22 protein-coding genes are annotated in these 20,486 nt (G+C 43.5%); 13 read left to right on the top strand and 9 right to left on the bottom strand.

Going from position 1 to position 20,486, the window contains the following annotated elements; translation table 11 throughout:
• The first annotated feature begins 53 nt into the window (after positions 1 to 53).
• From ACFQ3J_RS03065 to ACFQ3J_RS03075, 3 genes are all read left to right on the top strand, one after another.
• Positions 54 to 485 (top strand): MarR family winged helix-turn-helix transcriptional regulator, encoded by a 432-nt coding sequence (locus tag ACFQ3J_RS03065; protein WP_091157807.1) that lies wholly within the window; start codon positions 54 to 56, stop codon positions 483 to 485.
• Between the two features lie 204 nt (positions 486 to 689).
• Positions 690 to 1,124: a MarR family winged helix-turn-helix transcriptional regulator gene (locus tag ACFQ3J_RS03070; protein WP_091157805.1), complete on the top strand. Its 435-nt coding sequence runs from the start codon at positions 690 to 692 to the stop codon at positions 1,122 to 1,124.
• Positions 1,125 to 1,133: 9 nt separating this feature from the next.
• Positions 1,134 to 2,648: a DHA2 family efflux MFS transporter permease subunit gene (locus tag ACFQ3J_RS03075; RefSeq protein WP_091157802.1), complete on the top strand. Its 1,515-nt coding sequence runs from the start codon at positions 1,134 to 1,136 to the stop codon at positions 2,646 to 2,648.
• A gap of 63 nt (positions 2,649 to 2,711) precedes the next feature.
• Here the strand turns inward: ACFQ3J_RS03075 and ACFQ3J_RS03080 are convergent, their stop codons facing one another.
• Both ACFQ3J_RS03080 and ACFQ3J_RS03085 read right to left on the bottom strand, forming a co-directional pair.
• Positions 2,712 to 3,434 carry an RluA family pseudouridine synthase gene (locus tag ACFQ3J_RS03080; protein WP_251581092.1) on the bottom strand — a complete coding sequence of 241 codons (723 nt, stop codon included), beginning with the start codon at positions 3,432 to 3,434 and terminating at the stop codon, positions 2,712 to 2,714.
• A 4-nt stretch (positions 3,435 to 3,438) separates the two neighbouring features.
• Complete coding sequence (locus ACFQ3J_RS03085) at positions 3,439 to 4,302, bottom strand: class I SAM-dependent methyltransferase (RefSeq protein ID WP_251581094.1); 864 nt, start codon at positions 4,300 to 4,302, stop codon at positions 3,439 to 3,441.
• Between the two features lie 196 nt (positions 4,303 to 4,498).
• Here ACFQ3J_RS03085 and ACFQ3J_RS03090 point away from each other — a divergent pair, with 196 nt between their 5' ends.
• Entirely contained in the window at positions 4,499 to 4,915 is a 417-nt protein-coding gene (locus ACFQ3J_RS03090; RefSeq protein WP_139236982.1) for a hypothetical protein, read from the top strand.
• Between the two features lie 394 nt (positions 4,916 to 5,309).
• Complete coding sequence (locus ACFQ3J_RS03095) at positions 5,310 to 5,909, top strand: hypothetical protein (protein WP_251581096.1); 600 nt, start codon at positions 5,310 to 5,312, stop codon at positions 5,907 to 5,909.
• A gap of 11 nt (positions 5,910 to 5,920) precedes the next feature.
• Here ACFQ3J_RS03095 and ACFQ3J_RS03100 read toward each other — a convergent pair whose 3' ends face one another.
• On the bottom strand, positions 5,921 to 7,378 hold the full coding sequence (locus ACFQ3J_RS03100; protein WP_091157791.1) for a 4-hydroxyphenylacetate 3-hydroxylase family protein: 1,458 nt from the start codon (positions 7,376 to 7,378) through the stop codon (positions 5,921 to 5,923).
• 198 nt (positions 7,379 to 7,576) lie between these two features.
• On the opposite strand from ACFQ3J_RS03100, the gene ACFQ3J_RS03105 reads away from it, so the two are divergent.
• Positions 7,577 to 8,272 carry a Crp/Fnr family transcriptional regulator gene (locus ACFQ3J_RS03105; RefSeq protein ID WP_251581663.1) on the top strand — a complete coding sequence of 232 codons (696 nt, stop codon included), beginning with the start codon at positions 7,577 to 7,579 and terminating at the stop codon, positions 8,270 to 8,272.
• Positions 8,273 to 8,415: 143 nt separating this feature from the next.
• Here ACFQ3J_RS03105 and ACFQ3J_RS03110 read toward each other — a convergent pair whose 3' ends face one another.
• Positions 8,416 to 9,210, bottom strand: coding sequence for a hypothetical protein (locus ACFQ3J_RS03110; RefSeq protein WP_251581098.1), 795 nt, complete (start codon positions 9,208 to 9,210; stop codon positions 8,416 to 8,418).
• 548 nt (positions 9,211 to 9,758) lie between these two features.
• Here ACFQ3J_RS03110 and ACFQ3J_RS03115 point away from each other — a divergent pair.
• Positions 9,759 to 11,363, top strand: coding sequence for a thioredoxin domain-containing protein (locus ACFQ3J_RS03115; protein ID WP_251581100.1), 1,605 nt, complete (start codon positions 9,759 to 9,761; stop codon positions 11,361 to 11,363).
• Positions 11,364 to 11,437: 74 nt separating this feature from the next.
• Here the strand turns inward: ACFQ3J_RS03115 and ACFQ3J_RS03120 are convergent, their stop codons facing one another.
• The 5 genes from ACFQ3J_RS03120 to ACFQ3J_RS03140 all read right to left on the bottom strand — a co-directional run bounded on the left by ACFQ3J_RS03120 (position 11,438) and on the right by ACFQ3J_RS03140 (position 14,013).
• Positions 11,438 to 11,716 carry a YxcD family protein gene (locus ACFQ3J_RS03120; RefSeq protein ID WP_091157782.1) on the bottom strand — a complete coding sequence of 93 codons (279 nt, stop codon included), beginning with the start codon at positions 11,714 to 11,716 and terminating at the stop codon, positions 11,438 to 11,440.
• 5 nt (positions 11,717 to 11,721) lie between these two features.
• Entirely contained in the window at positions 11,722 to 12,201 is a 480-nt protein-coding gene (locus ACFQ3J_RS03125) for a hypothetical protein (RefSeq protein ID WP_091157779.1), read from the bottom strand.
• A gap of 96 nt (positions 12,202 to 12,297) precedes the next feature.
• Positions 12,298 to 12,855 (bottom strand): PadR family transcriptional regulator, encoded by a 558-nt coding sequence (locus tag ACFQ3J_RS03130; RefSeq protein ID WP_251581102.1) that lies wholly within the window; start codon positions 12,853 to 12,855, stop codon positions 12,298 to 12,300.
• A 206-nt stretch (positions 12,856 to 13,061) separates the two neighbouring features.
• Complete coding sequence (locus ACFQ3J_RS03135; RefSeq protein ID WP_091157775.1) at positions 13,062 to 13,637, bottom strand: beta-class carbonic anhydrase; 576 nt, start codon at positions 13,635 to 13,637, stop codon at positions 13,062 to 13,064.
• Between the two features lie 34 nt (positions 13,638 to 13,671).
• Positions 13,672 to 14,013 carry an iron-sulfur cluster biosynthesis family protein gene (locus ACFQ3J_RS03140; RefSeq protein ID WP_251581104.1) on the bottom strand — a complete coding sequence of 114 codons (342 nt, stop codon included), beginning with the start codon at positions 14,011 to 14,013 and terminating at the stop codon, positions 13,672 to 13,674.
• 162 nt (positions 14,014 to 14,175) lie between these two features.
• On the opposite strand from ACFQ3J_RS03140, the gene ACFQ3J_RS03145 reads away from it, so the two are divergent.
• The 6 genes from ACFQ3J_RS03145 (at position 14,176) to ACFQ3J_RS03170 (ending at position 20,383) form a co-directional block, all read left to right on the top strand.
• A complete protein-coding gene (locus ACFQ3J_RS03145; RefSeq protein ID WP_251581106.1) occupies positions 14,176 to 15,693 on the top strand; it encodes a carboxypeptidase M32 in 1,518 nt (505 codons plus the stop codon).
• A gap of 187 nt (positions 15,694 to 15,880) precedes the next feature.
• On the top strand, positions 15,881 to 16,885 hold the full coding sequence (locus tag ACFQ3J_RS03150) for an ABC transporter substrate-binding protein (RefSeq protein ID WP_251581108.1): 1,005 nt from the start codon (positions 15,881 to 15,883) through the stop codon (positions 16,883 to 16,885).
• Between the two features lie 31 nt (positions 16,886 to 16,916).
• Positions 16,917 to 17,690, top strand: a complete 774-nt coding sequence (locus ACFQ3J_RS03155; RefSeq protein WP_251581110.1) for an ABC transporter ATP-binding protein — start codon at positions 16,917 to 16,919, stop codon at positions 17,688 to 17,690.
• A gap of 9 nt (positions 17,691 to 17,699) precedes the next feature.
• Positions 17,700 to 18,548: an ABC transporter permease gene (locus tag ACFQ3J_RS03160; RefSeq protein ID WP_251581112.1), complete on the top strand. Its 849-nt coding sequence runs from the start codon at positions 17,700 to 17,702 to the stop codon at positions 18,546 to 18,548.
• Between the two features lie 179 nt (positions 18,549 to 18,727).
• Complete coding sequence (locus tag ACFQ3J_RS03165; protein WP_091157764.1) at positions 18,728 to 19,693, top strand: aromatic acid exporter family protein; 966 nt, start codon at positions 18,728 to 18,730, stop codon at positions 19,691 to 19,693.
• Between the two features lie 129 nt (positions 19,694 to 19,822).
• On the top strand, positions 19,823 to 20,383 hold the full coding sequence (locus ACFQ3J_RS03170; RefSeq protein WP_091157762.1) for an outer spore coat protein CotE: 561 nt from the start codon (positions 19,823 to 19,825) through the stop codon (positions 20,381 to 20,383).
• Positions 20,384 to 20,486 lie beyond the last annotated feature (103 nt).

Raw genomic sequence — 20,486 nt, forward strand, 5'->3', positions numbered from 1 at the left:
TAAATAGTTAATGATCCAACACTTATTCTCTACATGAGAGGGGAGAAGAACAGATGCATTCTTCTGAATTCGCCAAACTATGGGCAAGGCTTACGAAGGACTACAAAGCCCATATGGATCAAGCCCTTGCTCCTGCATTAACCGAGGCTCAGCTCACGGTGCTTGAACTGTTATCTGAGCAGCCCCGTATGAAGCCGTCCGAATTCATTCCTTATTTGTCTACAACACCTGCAGCTATAACGATGCTGCTCGACCGAATGGAAAAGAATGAACTTATACTTCGCAGCAGGGATGATCGCGATCGCCGAATTGTTTGGGTCACTTTAACAGAGAGAGGAAAGCAAGAGGCGCTGCGAGGGATGATTATCCGTGAAGATTTTATTAGCGGTACCCTTGGCAAGATTTCTTCACACAATCAACAGCTGCTCGTGTACCTGCTGACCAAGATTACTTCCCAAAGCTCCCCAACCAAGCAAACCTCTTAATAGAAATTGAACGATTTCCACCTTCTAAAGGAATACGTGCTGCGTATTCCTTTTTTGTTTGGGCAATATATGTGATACGAAAATAATTACATATAGAAGGTGTTGACTATTTTTAAAATCGGTCTATAATAATACTTTGTAGTCCTTATAGTTCGTATACGAAATATTTTGTAAAATAATCATTTTGTAGCAAAGGTGAGTACAATGCTGGAATACGATGAGATGTACCAGATATTTTCATCCTTTCGTCAAGTGAACCAGAGCTTTCATCGATTATTCTGGAAACAGGAAGAGGAGATGGAGATTACACGTATTCAAATGCTGGTATTATCCATTCTAATTGAGCATCCTAACATTGGATTGGCTGAATTAGCGGAGCTCTGCCATATGGGTAGTAGTACAACGAGTGGTGTCGTTGACCGTCTTGTCAAAGCTGAACTCGTGGAGAGAGCAAGATGCCTGCATGATCGGAGGTCGCTGGTGCTTCAGGTGACGGAGAAAGGGAGAGAAGTGCAGAAGAGAGTCTATGAGCTATGGATGTCGAAAGTATCTCATATGATGGATTTACCCAGGGAAGATATCGATAATTTGCTTCGTATTCATTCCTTGATGCTTGAGAAGATGGAGAAAGAGAGATGATTTATTAATATGAGTAGTATTGCTGCAAATCAGTCTGGGAAGACGATAGAATTCAAAAAAGGTCCAATCTTATTTGCGATGCTGCTTGGCGCGTTTGTTGCCTTTTTGAACCAAACCTTACTTAACGTTGCTCTGCCTAAGATTATGGAGGACCTCAGCGTAGGCCCAACCACCGTCCAATGGCTGTCCACTGGTTTTATGCTTGTGAACGGGGTTCTTATTCCAATTACCGCTTATTTGATGGCGAAGTTTACAACAAGACAAATTTTTATTACCGGAATGAGTTTATTTACAATAGGTACTCTTCTGTGTGCATTAAGCCCTACCTTTGCTGTGCTCATGACCGGACGTGTTATTCAGGCAGCAGGTGCAGGTGTCATCATGCCGCTATTATCGGTTGTTATCCTTAATATTTTCCCGATCGAGCAGCGTGGACGTGCAATGGGTATGATCGGTATTGCCATGATTCTGGCTCCGGCAATTGGACCTACATTATCTGGATGGGTCGTCCAAACCTTTGACAGCTGGAAATTGTTATTCTATATTATTCTCCCAATTGCTATAATCGCGGTGTTTGTTGGGATGAAGTTTGTTAAAAATGTTACAGAAGTATCTAATCCAACCTTGGACGTTACTTCGGTTATTTTATCAACTATCGGTTTTGGAGGACTGTTGTACGGCTTCAGTGATGCAGGCTCCAACGGTTGGAATGATCCGATCGTTATCACCTGCTTGGTCGTAGGTGCTATCTCCTTGCTGCTGTTTGTTCTTCGTCAATTCAAGATGGATGTTCCACTGCTGGAGTTCAGAGTGTTCAAGAACCCAATGTATACGCTGAATACAGCGGTTCTCATTGTTGTAACAATGGCGATGTTCTCAGGCATGATCCTACTGCCAATTTATTTGCAAACGATTCGTGGAATCAGTGCTCTTGATTCCGGTCTGCTGATGCTTCCAGGTGCAATTGTTATGGGTATCATGTCCCCAATCACCGGTTCCTTGTTTGATAAATTTGGAGCGAAATGGCTGAGCATTATCGGTCTGGTCATTACTATCATTACGACATGGGAATTCAGCACGTTAACGATGGATACATCTTATACACAGCTGATTATCGTGTATACGTTGCGGATGTTCGGGATGTCACTTCTCATGATGCCAGTTCAAACCGCTGCCTTGAATGATATACCTCAAAATCTGAATGCGCACGGAACGGTCATGTTAAATACACTGCGTACCGTATTTGGTGCAATCGGAACTGCTATTTTTATCACATTATTCAGCAACCGTACGACTCATTTTCTTGATACGCATATGGCAGATATTAATCCACAGGATCAAGCTGCGATGCTTCAACTGGCAAATGAGGCGCAAATCAACGGTATAAACTTCTCATTCATTATTGCGACAGGGGTTACCGTGGTGGCACTGGTTCTCGCCTTCTTTATTAAGAGATCCGTACCGAAGGATGCAAAAGGCGTGGCAATGAAAGTGGCAGAAGTCAGCACGAGCGAAAATAAATAATGAAATAATAAAAAAATCCCGGTCTGCGTAAGAAGCAGACCGGGATTTTTAATATATCGTTTTTTATACAAAAGGCTGACTAGCCGCACTTTTATACATTTTCTCAGGCCATTCACTCCAGGGAAACTGGCGTGGCGGAAGGGAAATCAGCTGCACGTGTTCCTTCGTTACCGGATGAGGGAAGCCTACGGACACCGACCAGAGTGCAAGCTGCTGTCCTGGCTTGTTTAATTCAGCTCCATATTTTTGATCACCATATAGAGGACAGCCCATAGCCATACATTGAACTCGTATTTGATGTGATCTCCCTGTATGCAGTACCACCTGAACGAGTGACAGCTTGTCTGTCTGTCCCAGTACATAATAATCCAGAATCGCATTTTTTCCGCCTGACGTACCTTCAGGAACAACGGACACCGTATTGGTTTTCTCATTCTTGAGAAGTGTATGCGTAAGTCTGCCTTGTTTTGCAGGAGGGGCTCCATGAACAATTGCCATATAGGTCTTCTCAAACTTTCGAGTTCTGACCGAGTCTGATAATCTGGATGCAGCTTTCGATGTTTTGGCAAAGATCATGGCTCCTCCAACAGGTCGATCCAGACGGTGAACGAGGCCAAGATAAACATTTCCCGGCTTCGAGAATCGGACTTTGATATCCTCTTTTAGAATGGACAGCATGTCCATATCGCCTGATGCATCAGCCTGTGTTGGCACATTGACAATTTTTTCGACACCAAGCAGGTGGTTGTCCTCGTATAATATAGATAGCGGCTGTAAATCACTCATTGGATTAAGACTCCCAGCGGCCCAAGATTCCACAAGGCAGCATCATATTGGATGCTGTAATCGGAAGCCCGATCTCACCAGCTGAAATTTTGCCGCCGTATTTGTTTTGCATCGTCATCGTTAACATATTGGATAGCACGGTTGGTGAGATTCCTGTTGTATACGAATTGATGAGGACAAACAGCGGGTTATCTGTCAGAATGCCTGTACAAGACTCCAGGAACGGATAAAGGTTCTGTTCCAGCTTCCACGTCTCACCGTTCGGTCCACGTCCATAGGACGGAGGATCCATAATGATAGCGTCGTAGCGATTACCACGGCGATGCTCGCGTTGAACGAACTTGAATACATCATCTGTAATATAACGGACATGACGGTCGCCAAGGCCCGAGAGCTGTACATTTTCTTTAGCCCATTGAACCATACCCTTCGCTGCATCAACGTGTACAACGCTGGCACCTGCATAGGCACTAGCTACAGTGGCACCACCGGTATAAGCAAACAGATTCAGAACCGAGATCGGTCTGCCGGCATTTTGAATCTTGTCGATCATCCAGCTCCAGTTCGCTGCTTGCTCAGGGAATAAACCCGTATGTTTAAAATTGGTTGGCTTAATATAGAATTTGAGCTCATCGTAAGAGATCGTCCAACGTTCAGGAATGGTTTTTTTTATATCCCAATTTCCTCCGCCAGAGGAGCTGCGATGATAGTGGCCATGGACGTTTCTCCAGGCTCCGGTTTCTTTCTCAAGAGGCCATATGATCTGTGGATCAGGTCTACGGAGAATAATATCTCCCCAGCGTTCGAGCTTCTCTCCGCCGCCTGTATCTATGAGTTCATAATCTTTCCATTGCTGTGATGCGTACATGTAATAATCCATCCTTCAAGTTCATTTGCTTTTAATAATTACAATTAGGTTCTATTGTACAACAATTACGTGTTTTCATGCCAGTATTCCCCGTTTTTTACGTTATATTAGCTTTAGATGGAATCGGATAGGATTGGATACACGGGAAATGTGCCTAATCGTCTATTTTGGGGTAAAGTAAGATAAGGGAGGTTAAATGATGAGCAATAGCAGAACATGGATCGCAGTAACTCTTGTAGCCCTTGGTTTATTCTCCATCGTGTTGTATACATACTCATTTGTTTCAATGCAATCCGGATTTGACCTCGGATTTCTCCTTTTCGGTGCTGCACCGCTTGCTTATGGCCTGTATGAGCTCTCTTCCATGAAGAAGAGACGGGAGCTTGCCCTTGAGAAGGATCTCATGAAGCTTGCCATGAAGCATGAGTATTTATTGACGATATCTGAAATATCGCTCTACACTGACCTTCACAGTAAGGAAGCAGAACAGATCATCGCCAGCTTACGAAAAAAAGGACTTGTGAAGATCAAGGTTGCCGAGAATGGAACCTGGGTATACGAATTTGAGCCTCTGCTGACGAAAGAACAAAAAATGACCGCTGAACGAGTTTAATGCTGTGGCGAATGGTATTGATATAGAGGATATAAATGGATAAATATAAATAAATTAGAAGAGGCGACGACAAATATGAGCCGTGTTCTCCGAAGAGAAAGCGGCTTATTTGGTGTCGAATATTTAAGAGACTATGCGGTAGTCATACATTTGTCGTAGAGTAGCGGATCAGGCTGTCGTTCTTTGAATGTTGACAATCAATTAGACTCTAATTAGATAGAGACAGAAATGGGAGAAGAGCTTAAGCGAGAAGGAGAGATATCAATGGAGAGACCTTCTGAAGCGATACCGTATAAAAGGATATTAACCGATTATAAGCTGGAGGAAATGCTATGGTCTGAAAGGTCCCTTAGAGACTTAAAAATTTAGCTAAGGGCAAGCAGCAGGTTCTGGAGTGGAGGCATCGTTTCAGTATGCGGTCAGTCATACGATAAACGATTACTACAGCTTGACTCCGGAGGTGCGCAGAGAAGTACCCATTCAATATTTGTTAGAAAAAAGATGGCCTAAACACCCTACAGGTTTTGAATCGAGCGATCATTTTTGGAATGTGAAATGGGGCGTAACGGATGAGCTTGTCCGGATGCTGACACAGTATACCGAGCTATTGCAGCCTGTCCTGTTGAATGAAGAGCACAAAGCCTATATATCAGACTTAGATATGGACCTGTTTGTTATCTTCCAGGTTGCATGGCAGCCTGATCGAATGGGTCAGGAAGGGCTGTATATCCAAAAGTATATCGTCAATTATCACGAAGAGGTCATTCGGGCTTACCAGAACATGATGATTGTATTTTGCTACCATGCTTTTGGACGTATTCCGGAACGAATTGAAGTCAATTGTTTGCTGGATCGGCGAAAGATAACCTTAATCCCGGATGAGCACAGATATAATGAGGCATTGGACTATGTTAAGCTCGTTATGCCTCTGTGTCTAGATACCGTTGGAGCGTCGGATATTCCGCTATACGACGCTCCAAGCAAAGTCAATTAACAGCTCAGAGATCATGTATCTTGCTGGGCTAGAAAGGTTTGAACCAGCTGGCGATAATCTTCATGATTATCATAGCTGTTGTACATACGATTATGAACCGTTTGGGCGCTTCCAAAAAAGAAGCGTTCAAATTGACTTTGTCTTCCTCCAAAGGGGCCAGCAGTAAGCTCCCAGACCATTCTGAATAATGCAATACGATCCTTGGCGTCCGATGTGTGGCCTTTTAAATATTGATTTACATATGGACCTGGTTCTGACGAAAGATCATCCTTCATAGGGGTCATAATGATGCCGCTGGATCCAAGCAATTGGAGCATATTGATTACCTCAAGATAAAATGGGGGGAATTGAACATTTGCAGCGAGTAGTGGACTGCTTGAAGGGATCAAGATGCCCTGTGCATCCAGCTCAGCAGAAGTCTCAGAAGCAAGTCGGAGAGCCTTGAAATTTTCCAGCATTGTCATGATTTTTGAGACATTTGCAATAGAAAGAGACTCCATCCCAGCATTTTGTTCGTCTGCCAAAGTTTCAAATAAACCAAGGAGAAATTCAGTTTTGGCAATGTAACGTGATATAATTTGATGTCCGATATGGGTATGGAAGTGGCCTTCATGAAAAAGCTTGAAGCTTATCGTTGCATCCCCATAATAGAACATACGGTTATGGGGTACCAGTACCCTGTCAAAAATAACTAATGTGTCCATCTCTTCAAATCTGGAGCTCAGAGGATGATCATAAGTGCATACGGAAGCATGACTTTCACGACAAATAAAGGTCATTCCTTCAAGATCATTCGGAACGGCAAATGCAAAGGCATAGGGGTTTACTTCATCTAGAGGTGCAAGGGAAGGGGTAGGAAAGACGATCATTTCGTCACAGGTTGCTCCTTGTGTAGCCATCATAAAGGCTCCGCTGACGATGTAACCCTCATCGGTAACTTCTTCAACCTTTGCAGCGATAGAATCCTCGAGCTGATCGAATTGTCCGGACCACTTGCTTGCAGGTGGTTGAATAAAGGCATGGGACAGGGTAATGTCATGGTCTCTGCAGTAGGCATAGTAGTCTCTTAAGTTTTGAGCGAATACGGGGTTATGCTCTTCCAGCGTATGTGCAGCGGTATAGAAGGACATTATGGCCGTATTCATGTAATCTGGTGATCTTCCAAGAAAACCGTGATGCTCCCTTGACCATAGCTCAATCATTTTTCTTCGTTTCTGCAAATCTTCCAAGCTGCGTGGAGGTAGATAAGATAGACTGACGGATTCTCCAGTATCAGGAGATAAATAAGTCATTTGATCTTTATATTTATTATCGCACTGCATGTCATACAATTTAGCCTGAGTCTGAATAAGTCCACTAAATACGGGATGCTTAGATAATGGACCCGTAACTCGTTCACCTTTATACCATAGATTAATGTTTTGGCGATCGATTCGTTCAATGTACTGTTTACCGTTTTTAATTGGCATATCGTTCACCTCTTTGGGTACTGTTCGTTAATACGTCCCGTTATTATTTTTAGCATAATGTACGGGAGAACGAGTTCATAAGTACCTTGTACCTAGGCTCTTTAGAGAAGAAAGGGCGTTTGTCCGGTCATGAATAACAAGCATTATGATAGTTAACCTACACATATACACGAGAGGAGCTTCTGGAATTTGAAACTTGTGCATAACGAAGAATTGCTAATGAAGTTCATCCGAACATATGAACTGGATATACTGCTGAACACCGTAAGTGTTCACGACATGAAGTTATATGAGCTTACGTATGGGGATCGGGTATGCTCGAGCGGAGACGAGATCGACCATTTGTTTTTCCTGGTACAGGGCAGGCTCAAGGTCTATACGACGATGTCGAATGGAAAGTCACTTGCTCTCCGGTTCAACGATCCGCTCAGCTTGATCGGAGACGTGGAGCTGGTTACGAAGAATAAAGCAAGTACGACAGTGGAATGTGTAAGACCCGCGATTCTGATTGGGATCAGCTATACAGCACTTAATCAGCATTACATCAGTCAGCCGGCATTTCTGCATTTCTTGTTGGAACAAATGTGTTATAAGCTGACGAGTCTGAATCGTGCGAGCAGTGTTAATTTGTTGTATCCATTAGATAAGAAATTTGCGGGGTATTTGACATCCATGATGCTGGATTCAGAGTCGGGTGTTGTCTTAAGTAAAATACCAAGCCGCAGCCTGAACGAAATTGCTGATTTGCTTGGTACAAGCTATCGGCATCTAAACAGGGTGGTCAAACATTTTACGGAGATCGGCATACTCGAACGCAGGCGAGGTGAGCTTATATTGTTGAATGAACAACAGTTGAGAGAAATCGCTCCTGATGATTTGTATTTAAAGAGGTAGGTGAATCAATTTCATAATACCTTTAGCTGCTTAAATCAAGGGTATTAATGAGTTATGAAATTGATTCAGGTGCGAAATCAAAATAAAAGATGACAGCCATCTGCTGTCATCAGTAATCATTATCTATGGCAATCGCACTTAGCTTAATAAAATGGCTGATTAAAGCATGCCGTTAGCTGAGATACGGAAGCATTTTTGCGCAAGGACTCAAATAAGTGGATTGCCTTTTTGAAATAATTGTCATTATTAAGTCTGTCAGCTGCCCATAATGTATAAACTGCTGTGCATAGCGCCTCAGAATGCTGATTGTTCAGCTGTTCATACTGAGCGAGCAAGTATTGATAAGATAAATATTGAGGCGCCATATTACGGTCTGCATAATAATTGTAACTGTTGATATTTTGCTTAAAGAGCGATAATTGTCGGTCAATACAGTATCCATGTTCAATCGCAGACTCGAGCAATGTCGAGAGACCGATCAGCAACGCATCACTTGAATTGTTCTCAAGATAAGTTTCAAATTCGGACAGCTTGCTTACATTCCCTCGTAATATTTTCAATGTTAACAAGTGAACTGCAGCAAATGATTTGAATTCCTCAATTACCGCTTCTCCCTCCTCGGTACAGTCGCTAAGCCAGCTCAAATCCGAATAGAAAGAGATATATTTAATGGACTCAGAGTACTGTTTCAGCTTTTGGTACGATATGCTGGTCATCATGTGACTATAGCTAAAATAGTAGATGATATGCTTGTTGTATATATTGGTAGGACAATTTCGATGTACCATATCAAAATGTACCTGTTCAGCAGCATGTAACAAAGCGCGGGATAAAGTGATTACTTCCTCCCAGTCCTCGTGTGCACAGCGTGCTTCGATACTTTTAATAAGAGAATCCAGATTGTTAGCTCTAACAAGTATATCAGGCTCTTCGACCATACTCACCTTCTCCTCAGTCTCACAAATTTACTTTATTTTACATTTAGGTATACCAAAGGTCAATATATTCGTGAAAATTATTAGTTAATTAGATAAGGATTTTGCATAATACCTTAGAAAAACAATTAATCAACTATATCTAGATTGAAATGGTTCAATTTAACTAGATATATACCTCTTTACTCAGCTGTTAAGCTAGTTTAGATGAATTAATTAGGCGAATGATGTTTATTGAATATCCATTTGTATATGGAATGTAAATACTATTAAACTATTAACTAGAAATAAAAACACTATGATAAAAATATATTTCTGTTCCTGCTGCATGGGATACAAAGGGTACATAAGAAGGTAAACGGCGTACCATATGATTTGAAACATCAGAAGTCATGGGTTATAGTTCCTAATTAGTACGGGAGAGCGGGATTCAAATTATGGTTGTAGTATCAATTTAAATGCTTCATGCTGTGACTTTCTGTTGAAGAATGAATAAGCGTATTAATACTCATCATAACGGGATCTAATTGTCGCAGAAATGGAGGAGCTTTATGATTAGAAAAACGCAAAGTCATCATTTAAATCGATTCTTTCACGAAAACCCAAAATTCACGGCTACAGCTGACGAAGAACTTCTGCACGAGGCCTACCGTTCGTTAGAGAATGCCTTTGATTCCGCATTTGGAGGAACCGAAGCGGTGCACCAGCTTATCTCACCTATTGAGCTCATGTTCTTAATGAACTATGCCAAGGTATATAGTCAGCCCAAAGCGATGGAAATGGTGGAACAAACGCTGCGTCGCATGTACCAGAGCAGTGTATATGATCATATCGGTTACGGTTTTTTCACATATTCGGCAGATGAGAGGGGGCATGTCCCGCATTTTGAAAAAAGGCTAAATGACAATGCCCTGCTCGCAATGGCCTACCTTGAAGCATATCAGCTGACAGAACATCAGCTGTATTCGGAAGTCGCAGAATCCATTTTCTCCTATGTGTTAAGAGATATGACTTCGTCTGAAGGTGCCTTCTATTGCGCAGAAGCTGCAAATTCGGAAGGGGAGACAGGGCAATATTATGTATTTACCCGGCAAGAGATTGCAGATGTTCTGGGTGTAGAGGGGATGCATCGATATTGTAATGTGTACGGAATTGAACCTCAGGGTGAATTCACAGGGAAGAGCATTCCTAGCCTGATGAAAGGAACTCCTGAGGAGCAAGCGGAGCGGAGAGGAATTAACCCGCTTGGCTTACGCAATTTGCTGGAGGAAGATCGACAGAAGCTGTTCCAATATCGTGAGACGAGGGTACGCCCAGTTAATGATAACCGTATACTTACAGCCTCGAATGGTCTGATGATTGCAGCTCTGGCCAAGGGTGCTAAAGCTTTGCAGCAAACTAAATATGTAGATGCTGCAGCGAATGCGGCAGATTTCATATGGACCAAGTTGCGAGATCATGAGGGCAATCTGTTCTCTGGTTATCAAGATGGAGAGTTAACGGATGCAGTGAATGCAGAAGACTATGCCTACTTGGCCTGGGGGCTAGTAGAGTTGTATGAAGCTACCGGGCAGCCATCTTATTTGGCTCAAGCGCTGGAGCTTAAGGATGTACTGTTCAGACTATACCTGGACTCCGAAAAAGCGAGCTTCCATATGTCAGGAGAAGGTCAAGAGCAGCCACAAACTCACAGTAACGGGATTGATGGTTTGCCTCCAGGTAGCAGGGGGCTCTTCCTCCTGATCACCAAATGGGCAGCTATAACTCAGGATAAAGAACTACTGCAGAGGGGAGAACAATGGCTCCATACTATAGCGGGGGCTGCGAGTTCCAATGCTGACAGTCATGCAATGTATTTGCTTGGAATATCCTATGCACGTCAAGGAGGACGCCAAATTATAATCAGTGGAAGAACGAATGATATCAAGATGCAGGAGATGATCTCCATCATCCATAAGTCATATACGCCAGATGCTTCCATTATCATTAATTATGAAGGCAAAACAGAGAATGCCTTGTCAGAACTTATTCCTGGTTTAGACGACAAACCCGCCATAAATGGTGAGGGAACCGTGTACATTGGCCAAAATTTCTCCTGGAGTGCCCCTGTAAATTCAACCGAACAACTTCGAGAAGAGTTCAAGCCTGTAAACTGATGAATAAAAATAAATAAAAATAAAACCGCCTCAAGCTTATTGCTCGAGGCGGTTTCGTTGTTATGGTTAATAATCTACGTACGAATTCTGGCTGTAATTTCTTCATCAAGCTCCAGTGTGACATCCTCACGGTATGCACGGATATTATACTCTTGATGAACATATCGCAGAATAGCTTCAATCATGTTAGATTCAATGAGATATTGGCTGCGGCCTTGAGCCCAAACCTCGGCTGAGTAGCCTGTATCTTCTTCCCAACTAAGCTCCACCTGTACATCTGTAGGTTTGATCTGCTTACGTTCGGCGATGTGAAGACATATTGCATTAACAATCTCATCCATTGTAATAACCATAAAGCTTAGTACCGTCCGTTTCCGTCATAGATGTTACGGGATTTCTCTTTCTCTTCGCGACGTTTCTTAATCGCTCTGTAGATACCAACACCTAGGCTGATTAACACGAAGATGGCAAGCAGGTTGATCGCAAGACCCAGAAGTTCTCCGAAGAAGCCCATACCTCCGAATAATCCGCCGAAGAGCATACCTGCAAGACCACCAATCATTAGACCTTTCATGAGTGATCCGCCGCTGAAAAATCCGCGGTTTTGGTTCGTTGTCGAATTTGTTGCATTGTTATTACGATTCGTAGTGGAATTAGAAACATTGCTATTATTATCAGTGGAACGATTCGGTGTATTTGTATAAGATTTAGTACCGGATTTGAAACCGCCGCCACCACGGCGTGCATCTGCGTTATCTGGAATGGCTACCGTTGAAAAGATCAAAGTAAATGCCATCATGACCATAAGAAGACGTTTTGAGCTGAACCATTTTTTCATGTGTAAAATGTTCCTCCTAAGAGTGATTTTTAGTGTTTACTAACTTACATACGCTTAAAAAATAGGTTGGTTTCATATTTTTTAAGAATTCATAAATTAATGTGAATTGGATGCTTCGTGTTCAGCAAGACCGGAACTGATCAATCCGGATACCCAATCACACCAATTCATTCCTGCCTTGGCTTTCATTGCTGCCTTCGTGTTGACAATATAATCACCGAAATAGGAATGAGTGGGCTGCACTGCTTCGTCTGGAAGAGCTTTGAGAAGATCTTCATAATACTCTTGACGAATCTGGTACCACTGTCTGCGTTCTTCAATCCATTGCCTGAGCAGCTCCGGATTCGTGATTTGAAAACAAATCAGCCGAAGACTCAGTTCGTCCCGAATAGGCGATGTGGACACGGGTGTATACATCCATTCCAGTAATACCTGGATTCCTTTATCCGTGATCGTATACATCTTCTTATCCGGCTTATCTGTCTGCTCGATCCAGCGTGAAGAGAGAAGCTCATCTTCTTCCATACGGGATAGCAGCGGATAGATCTGACTGTGTTTAGCAGGCCAGTGGGGCTGAATCTTCAGCATGAGATCATAGCCAGATGATTCATCACGTGTCAATAACCCGAGCAAACCATAAGACAGTATGTTCAAGTGGACATGTCTCCTTTACTAAACTATAGCCTTGAATAATAGCGTAAAAGCGTTTTCCAGGACTATATATGTTTAAAAGTGTACACCACAACTGTATGGTTTGACAACCGTTTTTGCCGTATGACGGATAAACTGTTGTTATAAATGTCACAGAAATTTAATAAAAAATGGCCTGGACTGCTATATAGCAATCCAGACCCAAGGGATTAGAGAGATGCCTGGTTCTCATAACCATCCACAACAAGATCGAGAGCGCCTGTCTTAGGATCAATGATCATGCCGTGAACAGGAGTACCTGGGGGCAGTAGTGGGTGATTACGAATCAACTCCACAGTTTCCATTACCCCTTCACTTACATTGTCAAACCCGCGCAGCCAGCGTTCGAGCTTAATTCCTGCGTGGTCAATCGTCTTAAGGACTTTCTCGTCGATGCCGCGTTCCACCATATGAGAGAGCATCGCTTCGCTGTTCAGCGCTGCCATACCGCATTCGTGATGGCCGACAACGACAACCTCTTCAGCACCCAGCTCATATAGGCCGACTAGTACGCTTCGCATCGCGCTTCCGAATGGATGTGAGATGATAGCGCCTGCTGTCTTAACGATCTTGACATCACCGTTTTTGAAATTCATGGCTTTGGGAAGCAGCTCGACAAGACGGGTGTCCATACAAGTTACGATCATCATTTTTTTCTGCGGGAATTTATCGGAGATATAGGCTTCATATTCTTTTTTTTCAACGAAGCTACGATTATGCTCCATAATTTGACTAATACTGTTCATGGTTTATACCCCCATAGTTAATAAGTAATTTTTTTCAGGCATTGACTGTACGTTCATCGCGTGGAAAAATGTATAAGCCATAGTGCTGACCACTGCTGGATAGACGTAAGGACAGGTCTCCCGGATCGGTTGCCAAATTCAGCTCTTCTTCAAAAAAAACAGCCTTCTGGCTGTCCAATATAAACGTTAGATCCGGAACGTTCGTATCCAGTACGATATCCGCGTCTTCTTGCTCATCTACGATGCGAAATGCAGGAACTCCGCTAACCGCACAGCCGCACCCCTCGCTATCATACATCAGTCGAATGAAGCCTGGCCTGTTACCGAGAACTTTGGTCAGGAGTTCTTCAGCTGCCTTACTAAGGTTGATTTTCATAATGTAGGCCCACTCCTTTGCTTAGAATCAAAATGGAGTCAAATCTGTTTTCTTTTAGAGTTCTAAGATACGCCCTAGTTAACGTTCTTAAATGTTGATTATAATCTTAGCAAAAAGTATGATCAATAGGAAGGTGAATTATATATGGATGGGGTGACGATTATGAGCCAGCAATTACAGGCTAAGTTAGAGCAATTTCTGGATCTTAACAAAAAAATCAAAAGCTATAATGAAGCGATTGGACTCCTGCACTGGGACATGAGCACGGGTGCACCGCGTAAAGGGATTGATTCCCGTTCAGAAACGATAGGAATGCTGTCATCGGAAGCTTTTAAACTGCAGACATCAGAAGAAATGAAAGCTTTGGTCTCATATTTGAAACAAGAGAATGAATTTGCAGCTCTGTCAGATGTGCATCAGCGATTGATAAATGATTGCGAGAAAGAGCTCGACCGCACACAAACTGTTCCACCAGAGAAGGTTCGCGAATTCAGTGTTCTTACGGCCCAGTCTCAAGCTAAATGGGAAGTGGCCAAAGAGAAAGCCGACTTTGCATCCTTTGAGCCCTACTTATCTCGTATTGTTGCCATGCAGAGTGAATTTATTGATTATTACGGTGTGAAAAATACGCGTTATGACACGCTGCTGGATATGTATGAGCCTGATTTGACGGTCGAGAAGCTGGATGAAGTATTTAACCGATTAAAAGCTCGAATTGTTCCCTTGCAGGAAGCAATTAGTCAATCTATACATAAGCCGGATACTTCCTTCCTTAATCAATCCTTTGATGTTAAGCAGCAGTCAGAGTTCAGTAAATATATATTGAAGGAAATGGGATATGATTTTGAGGCAGGTCGATTGGACGAGAGTGTACATCCTTTTGCGATGGGATTGAATCCCGGTGATGTTCGTATTACAACACATTATTATGACAAAGATGTGGCAAGCGCCATCTTCAGCTCTCTGCACGAAGGCGGTCATGCTCTTTATGAGCAAAATATTGATTCGAACTTGGCAGGTACACTGCTTGCTGAAGGAACATCCATGGGAATTCATGAGTCGCAGTCGAGATTGTGGGAGAATATGATTGGCAGAAGCCGGGCTTTCTGGGAACATTATTATCCGGTATTACAGAATTATTTCCCTGCTCAGCTGGAGAACGTTTCACTGGATCAATTCTATGAAGCCATTAATAAGGTGGAAAGCTCGCTTATTCGTATTGAAGCCGATGAGCTCACTTATAATCTTCATATTATTATCCGCTATGAGATCGAGAAAATGCTTTTTAACGAACAGCTGGACGTGAAGGACCTTCCTCAGGTATGGAATGAGAAATATAAAGAGTATTTAGGTGTTACCCCTCCTGATGATGGAGCAGGAGTTCTCCAGGATGTTCATTGGTCAGGAGGAGACTTTGGTTATTTTGGCTCCTACTCGCTTGGAAATATGTATGCAGCCCAAATGATGAATACACTGGCCAAGGAGCTTCCGGAATACGAGAATTATATAAAGGAAGGGAACCTGGCTCCACTCAAAGAGTGGTTGACCGATAAGGTATACCGATATGGCAAATCTCGTAAGCCTTCCGAATTGATTGTTGCTATTACGGGTGAAGAGCTGAATCCGGATTACCTTGCAGATTATCTAGAGAATAAATATAAAGAAATCTATAAACTATAAAGAGATGACAAGATATCGCTCAATATATCTTGTCAAGCTGAAGGACTCTACAAGAGTCCTTCAGCTTTTTTTTGCGTGAATAATAGGGTGATTTACGAGAGTCCTTATCGAGCTGATTAACCAAATGTCGATTGATTGCATAAATATGGTTTCATACATTCTTTATTTTTAAGGGGAGGGCTATTCAATGAAAGGAAAGGCTTGGTGGATGCCTGCTGCAGTTCTTCTGCTGTTATTCAGCGTAGTCCTAAGCGGCTGCAGTTCAAGCAGCAGCGGTAACGTTAAGGTTAACGTTGGCGAAGTGACCCGCTCTGTATTTTATGCACCCGAGTATGTCGCTCACGCGCAAGGCTTCTTCGAGGAAGAAGGTCTGGATGTGGAGATTCAAACGACAGCAGGCGGAGACAAGACGATGGCAGCACTGCTTGCAGGCTCCATTGATATTGCACTTGTAGGTTCAGAAACGTCAATCTATGTGTATCAGCAGGGGGCAGAGGATCCGGTCATTAACTTTGCACAGCTGACGCAAACGGATGGCACCTTCTTATTTGCCAGAGATCAATCGGCCGATTTCGATTGGAGCCAGCTGAAGGGGAGTGAATTCCTTGGCCAAAGAAAAGGTGGCATGCCGCAAATGGCTGGTGAGTTCGCACTAGGTAAGAAGGGGATCGATCCACATAAGGATCTGACACTGATTCAGAACATTGATTTTGCCAATATTACTTCTGCGTTTGCATCGGGTACAGGCGATTATGTACAGCTGTTCGAGCCGCAAGCATCTATCTTTGAAAAAGAGGGCAGAGGCAAGGTCGTTGCTTCATTTGGAGTAGAGAGCGGCAAGCTTCCGTATACCGTATTTATGACCAAACAGAGCTTCATCAAAGACAATAAAGACGTGGTCAGCAAATTTACTAGAAGTATTCACAAGGCGCAATTGTGGGTGGAAGAGCATACAGCACAAGAAATAGCCGACGTGATCATGCCGTATTTCAAAGACGCAGATCGTGACATTGTTGTGAGCAGTGTACAGCGCTATAAGGATCAAGGTACGTATGCATTGGACCCGATTATTGATGATAACGAATGGAATAACCTGCTCGATGTAATGGAGAATGCTGGCGAGCTGCAGGAGAGAGTTCCTGCGTCAGCGATTGTAGACAATACTTTTGCTGAAGAAGCTGCTGGAAAGTAAGGTTCGCCCTTCAGAAAAAGGAAGTGAACAAATGACACGGATTGAACTGGATCAAATTACACATGTGTATGTAACGGAGCGGGAGGCAAAACTGGCCCTTGATTCCATTAGTCTGGAAGTTGCGACTGGCGAATTTGTCAGCCTGGTAGGTCCAAGCGGATGCGGCAAAACAACCATTCTGTCCATGATTGCAGGCCTGCTGCAGCCGACGAAGGGAGAGGTGCGTCTGGCCGGAGAAAAGGTAACGTCACCTTCTTCCCAAGTCGGCTATATGCTGCAGCAGGACTACTTGTATCCATGGTGTACGATTATGGCAAATGCATCCATTGGACTTGAGCTTACCGGTCAGCTTAGCGAAGCTTCGCTGAAAGCAACACGTAATCTGCTAGCTGAAATGGGTCTTTCAGGCACAGAGGATGCATATCCGCAGGCATTGTCAGGCGGGATGCGTCAGCGTGTGGCCCTCGTAAGGACACTCGCAACGAACCCCGATTTGCTGCTGCTTGATGAACCCTTCTCAGCCCTTGATTATCAGACGAAACTGCAGCTTGAGGATCTGATCTCAGAAACGCTGAAGAAGCAGGGAAAGACAGCCATTCTGGTTACACATGATCTGTCAGAGGCTATTGCGGTAAGCGACAGAGTTATCGTGCTGGACAAAAATCCTGGGCGAATCCGCAAGACCTTTGAAGTTCCTGCACCGATCAGGGATGCGAAGCCGTTTCATGCAAGGGAGCAGGTAGGATTCAACGATCTGTTTAACGAAATTTGGGGAGAGCTTGATGACTCCGGAGGAAAGGGGTGATCACGCATAATGGAAGCAAAACCGTGGGAAGCAACTCATGAAAAGGCTCAGGAAGAGCAATGGATTCAAAATATTCATCTTCAGCACAAGAAGCGGAGAAGAAGATGGAGAAGATATGTCAGCCTAACGCAGATTGCGATTCTTATCATGATGTTTTTGTATTGGGAAATAGCGGGCAGATTAAAATGGATTGACGTGCTCCTGTTCAGCTATCCTTCCAAGATTGGTGCACAGCTGTGGAAGGATATGGTCAGCGGCGAAATTTGGCTTCATACCTCAGTTACTGTGTTTGAAACCATTGTCGGCTTCCTGCTGGGCACACTGCTTGGTACGCTCATCGCTGTGCTTATCTGGTGGTCCTCTTTCTTATCGAAGGTGCTTGACCCTTATTTGGTAGTACTTAACAGTATGCCGAAGGTGGCACTTGGACCGATATTTATCGTAATGTTTGGTGCTGGCTTCACAGCGATTGTTATGACGACCATATCGATTACCGTTATTATTACAACGCTTGTTGTGTATAACAGCTTCAATGAAGTGGACGCTAACTATATAAAGGTTGTACGCACATTTGGAGGAAACCGGAAGCATATTTTTCGCAAAGTGATCTTTCCTGCATCCTTCCCTGCGATTGTCTCCACACTTAAGGTGAATGTAGGTTTGGCTTGGATCGGGGTCATTGTGGGAGAATTTCTGGTCGCGAAGGAAGGCCTGGGATATTTAATAATATATGGTTTTCAAGTGTTTAATTTCACACTCGTTATGTCGAGTCTCATTGTCATTGCTGTAGTGGCGACGGTGATGTATCAGCTGGTTGCCTGGCTCGAGCGTAAGCTGATGAGTGGCAGGGAGCATTAATTCATTCTTATTTGAACTATTAGTGTATCCCGGCACAAAACAATATGTCTGTGACATGTCACATTGTTCCAGAAGGAAAAATCGTGTACGATTGATACCTACGATCTGATTGGGCACTAATATAATGTAATTGTTATTTATTGTACTCGCCTTATAGAGAGAAGAGAGGGTTATCATACATGGGTTTCCGCGTTATTAAAACAGCTATTGCTGCCTTAATGGCCGTGCTAATAGCTGATGCTATGCACTTGAAAGGTCCGACGTCGGCAGGGTTGCTTGCTATTCTGGGTGTCGATGTTACACGTAAAAGAAGCCTTAAGACGATCTCGGCGCGATTTTTTGCGTCCGTAGTAGGGCTTCTTTTTGCTTCCGTACTTTTTTTTCTCTTTGGATTTCATTACTGGGTGCTTGCGATTTATATTCTGACGGCATTTCCAGCCATTGTTCGGTTTGGCTTTAAGGAAGGTATTGTCACAGGGTCTGTCGTCGTATTCCGCGTGTTTAGCGGAGGAGAGATGAGCCTTGAAGTGATTTGGACACAAATATTGCTGCTCATTGTTGGGCTTGGTTCGGCCATGGTTGTCAATTTAGCCTATATGCCTAAATCGGATAACATGCTCTCGAACATCCGTCATGAGATTGATGAGCTGTTTTCGGTTATTTTCACACAGTTTGGACGAACGCTGAGGGATCCCTCTTTCGTGTGGACCGGTGCTGAATTGATGGAAGCTGAGAAGTCAATTGATAAGGGAGTCGCGGCCTCTAAGCTGTATCTTGAGAATCAAGTGATCCATCCGAATGAGGAGTGGACTGCGTATTTTTATATGCGCAAAACCCAGCTGGATTCTATTCAGCATATGATGCATCTGATATCTCAGGTATATACGACCATGCCGCATGCGGAAATGGTGGCCGATTTGTTCGAGCAGCTAAGTGATGATGTACGCAATGAATTCTATACTGGACGGACCGAGAAACTTCTAAGCATGGTAGAGCAAGAGTTTAGAACAATGGATCTGCCCACAACAAGAGAAGAATTCGAGATTCGTTCTTCGATCCGGCAGCTGTGCCGAGAACTCGCTTTGTACTTGAAGATAGCGAAAAAGGACAAGGCTCCGTTCCCTGTCCCTGCTAAAGGAAATTAGCTTGATTAACATCTAAGCCGTCTTAAATTAAAAGTTATCTTTTTCAATTATATTTATCTTTAAATTGGTAACAAACGCCCATGTCCTGCATACATATAAATGGAATGATTGTATGGAGGAGGTTCAAAGATGTCATTGAGTCATAAACATCAATGTAGAGAGATTATAACAAAGGCGATCTGCGGCAAGGGTCGTAAGTTCTCTACCGTAACACATACCGTGACTCCGCCACATAATCCTACCAGTATTTTGGGGGCATGGATTATTAACCACGAGTACGAATCGGTCCCGGCAGGAGACGGAATTGAAGTTATTGGTACTTACGATATCAACATTTGGTATTCCTATGACCAAAACTCTCAAACCGATGTTGCAAAGAAGACGATATCCTATGTAGAGAACATTCCACTATCTTATCTGGATCCTAAGCATCGTGCCTCCACTGTAGAGGTCTCTGCGGATGCAACGCAGGAGCCGAGCTGTGTAGAGGCGACGGTAGCTTCGGGCGGAGGCAGTGTTGTCATCCGCGTGGAACGTGAATTTGCAGCTGAAATGGTTGCCGAAACCAAGGTTCGTGTCGTCGTGTGCACGAACAACTGCAGTGAAGATGCAGACAAAGATTATGATTTCGGCTCGCTTGACGGTGATTTTGATGAGCTTGATCCTGACTTGCTGGATGACGAGATCTAAATGGTGAGCTTCACTTATATGGCAATATATGCGCCGAACCCTTCGGCGTAGAGGGCGGCAGCCCTCCTTTTTTTTATTTCTTTTTTGGCGGAAGGACGGTCTA

The organism is Paenibacillus provencensis, from assembly GCF_042678545.1.
Classification (GTDB): Bacteria; Bacillota; Bacilli; order Paenibacillales; family Paenibacillaceae; genus Paenibacillus; species Paenibacillus provencensis.

What these genes read in the sequence shown, in the direction of transcription:
- ACFQ3J_RS03075 (WP_091157802.1), top strand. Translation starts at nt 1,134, where the DNA reads ATGAGTAGTATTGCTGCAAATCAGTCTGGGAAGACGATAGAATTCAAA.
- ACFQ3J_RS03140 (WP_251581104.1), bottom strand. Translation starts at nt 14,013, where the DNA reads ATGAAAATCAACCTTAGTAAGGCAGCTGAAGAACTCCTGACCAAAGTT.
- ACFQ3J_RS03155 (WP_251581110.1), top strand. Translation starts at nt 16,917, where the DNA reads ATGACACGGATTGAACTGGATCAAATTACACATGTGTATGTAACGGAG.
- ACFQ3J_RS03135 (WP_091157775.1), bottom strand. Translation starts at nt 13,637, where the DNA reads ATGAACAGTATTAGTCAAATTATGGAGCATAATCGTAGCTTCGTTGAA.
- ACFQ3J_RS03085 (WP_251581094.1), bottom strand. Translation starts at nt 4,302, where the DNA reads ATGTACGCATCACAGCAATGGAAAGATTATGAACTCATAGATACAGGC.
- ACFQ3J_RS03065 (WP_091157807.1), top strand. Translation starts at nt 54, where the DNA reads ATGCATTCTTCTGAATTCGCCAAACTATGGGCAAGGCTTACGAAGGAC.
- ACFQ3J_RS03080 (WP_251581092.1), bottom strand. Translation starts at nt 3,434, where the DNA reads ATGAGTGATTTACAGCCGCTATCTATATTATACGAGGACAACCACCTG.
- ACFQ3J_RS03170 (WP_091157762.1), top strand. Translation starts at nt 19,823, where the DNA reads ATGTCATTGAGTCATAAACATCAATGTAGAGAGATTATAACAAAGGCG.
- ACFQ3J_RS03150 (WP_251581108.1), top strand. Translation starts at nt 15,881, where the DNA reads ATGAAAGGAAAGGCTTGGTGGATGCCTGCTGCAGTTCTTCTGCTGTTA.
- ACFQ3J_RS03090 (WP_139236982.1), top strand. Translation starts at nt 4,499, where the DNA reads ATGATGAGCAATAGCAGAACATGGATCGCAGTAACTCTTGTAGCCCTT.
- ACFQ3J_RS03165 (WP_091157764.1), top strand. Translation starts at nt 18,728, where the DNA reads ATGGGTTTCCGCGTTATTAAAACAGCTATTGCTGCCTTAATGGCCGTG.
- ACFQ3J_RS03120 (WP_091157782.1), bottom strand. Translation starts at nt 11,716, where the DNA reads ATGGTTATTACAATGGATGAGATTGTTAATGCAATATGTCTTCACATC.
- ACFQ3J_RS03145 (WP_251581106.1), top strand. Translation starts at nt 14,176, where the DNA reads ATGAGCCAGCAATTACAGGCTAAGTTAGAGCAATTTCTGGATCTTAAC.
- ACFQ3J_RS03125 (WP_091157779.1), bottom strand. Translation starts at nt 12,201, where the DNA reads ATGAAAAAATGGTTCAGCTCAAAACGTCTTCTTATGGTCATGATGGCA.
- ACFQ3J_RS03160 (WP_251581112.1), top strand. Translation starts at nt 17,700, where the DNA reads ATGGAAGCAAAACCGTGGGAAGCAACTCATGAAAAGGCTCAGGAAGAG.
- ACFQ3J_RS03115 (WP_251581100.1), top strand. Translation starts at nt 9,759, where the DNA reads ATGATTAGAAAAACGCAAAGTCATCATTTAAATCGATTCTTTCACGAA.
- ACFQ3J_RS03100 (WP_091157791.1), bottom strand. Translation starts at nt 7,378, where the DNA reads ATGCCAATTAAAAACGGTAAACAGTACATTGAACGAATCGATCGCCAA.
- ACFQ3J_RS03070 (WP_091157805.1), top strand. Translation starts at nt 690, where the DNA reads ATGCTGGAATACGATGAGATGTACCAGATATTTTCATCCTTTCGTCAA.
- ACFQ3J_RS03110 (WP_251581098.1), bottom strand. Translation starts at nt 9,210, where the DNA reads ATGGTCGAAGAGCCTGATATACTTGTTAGAGCTAACAATCTGGATTCT.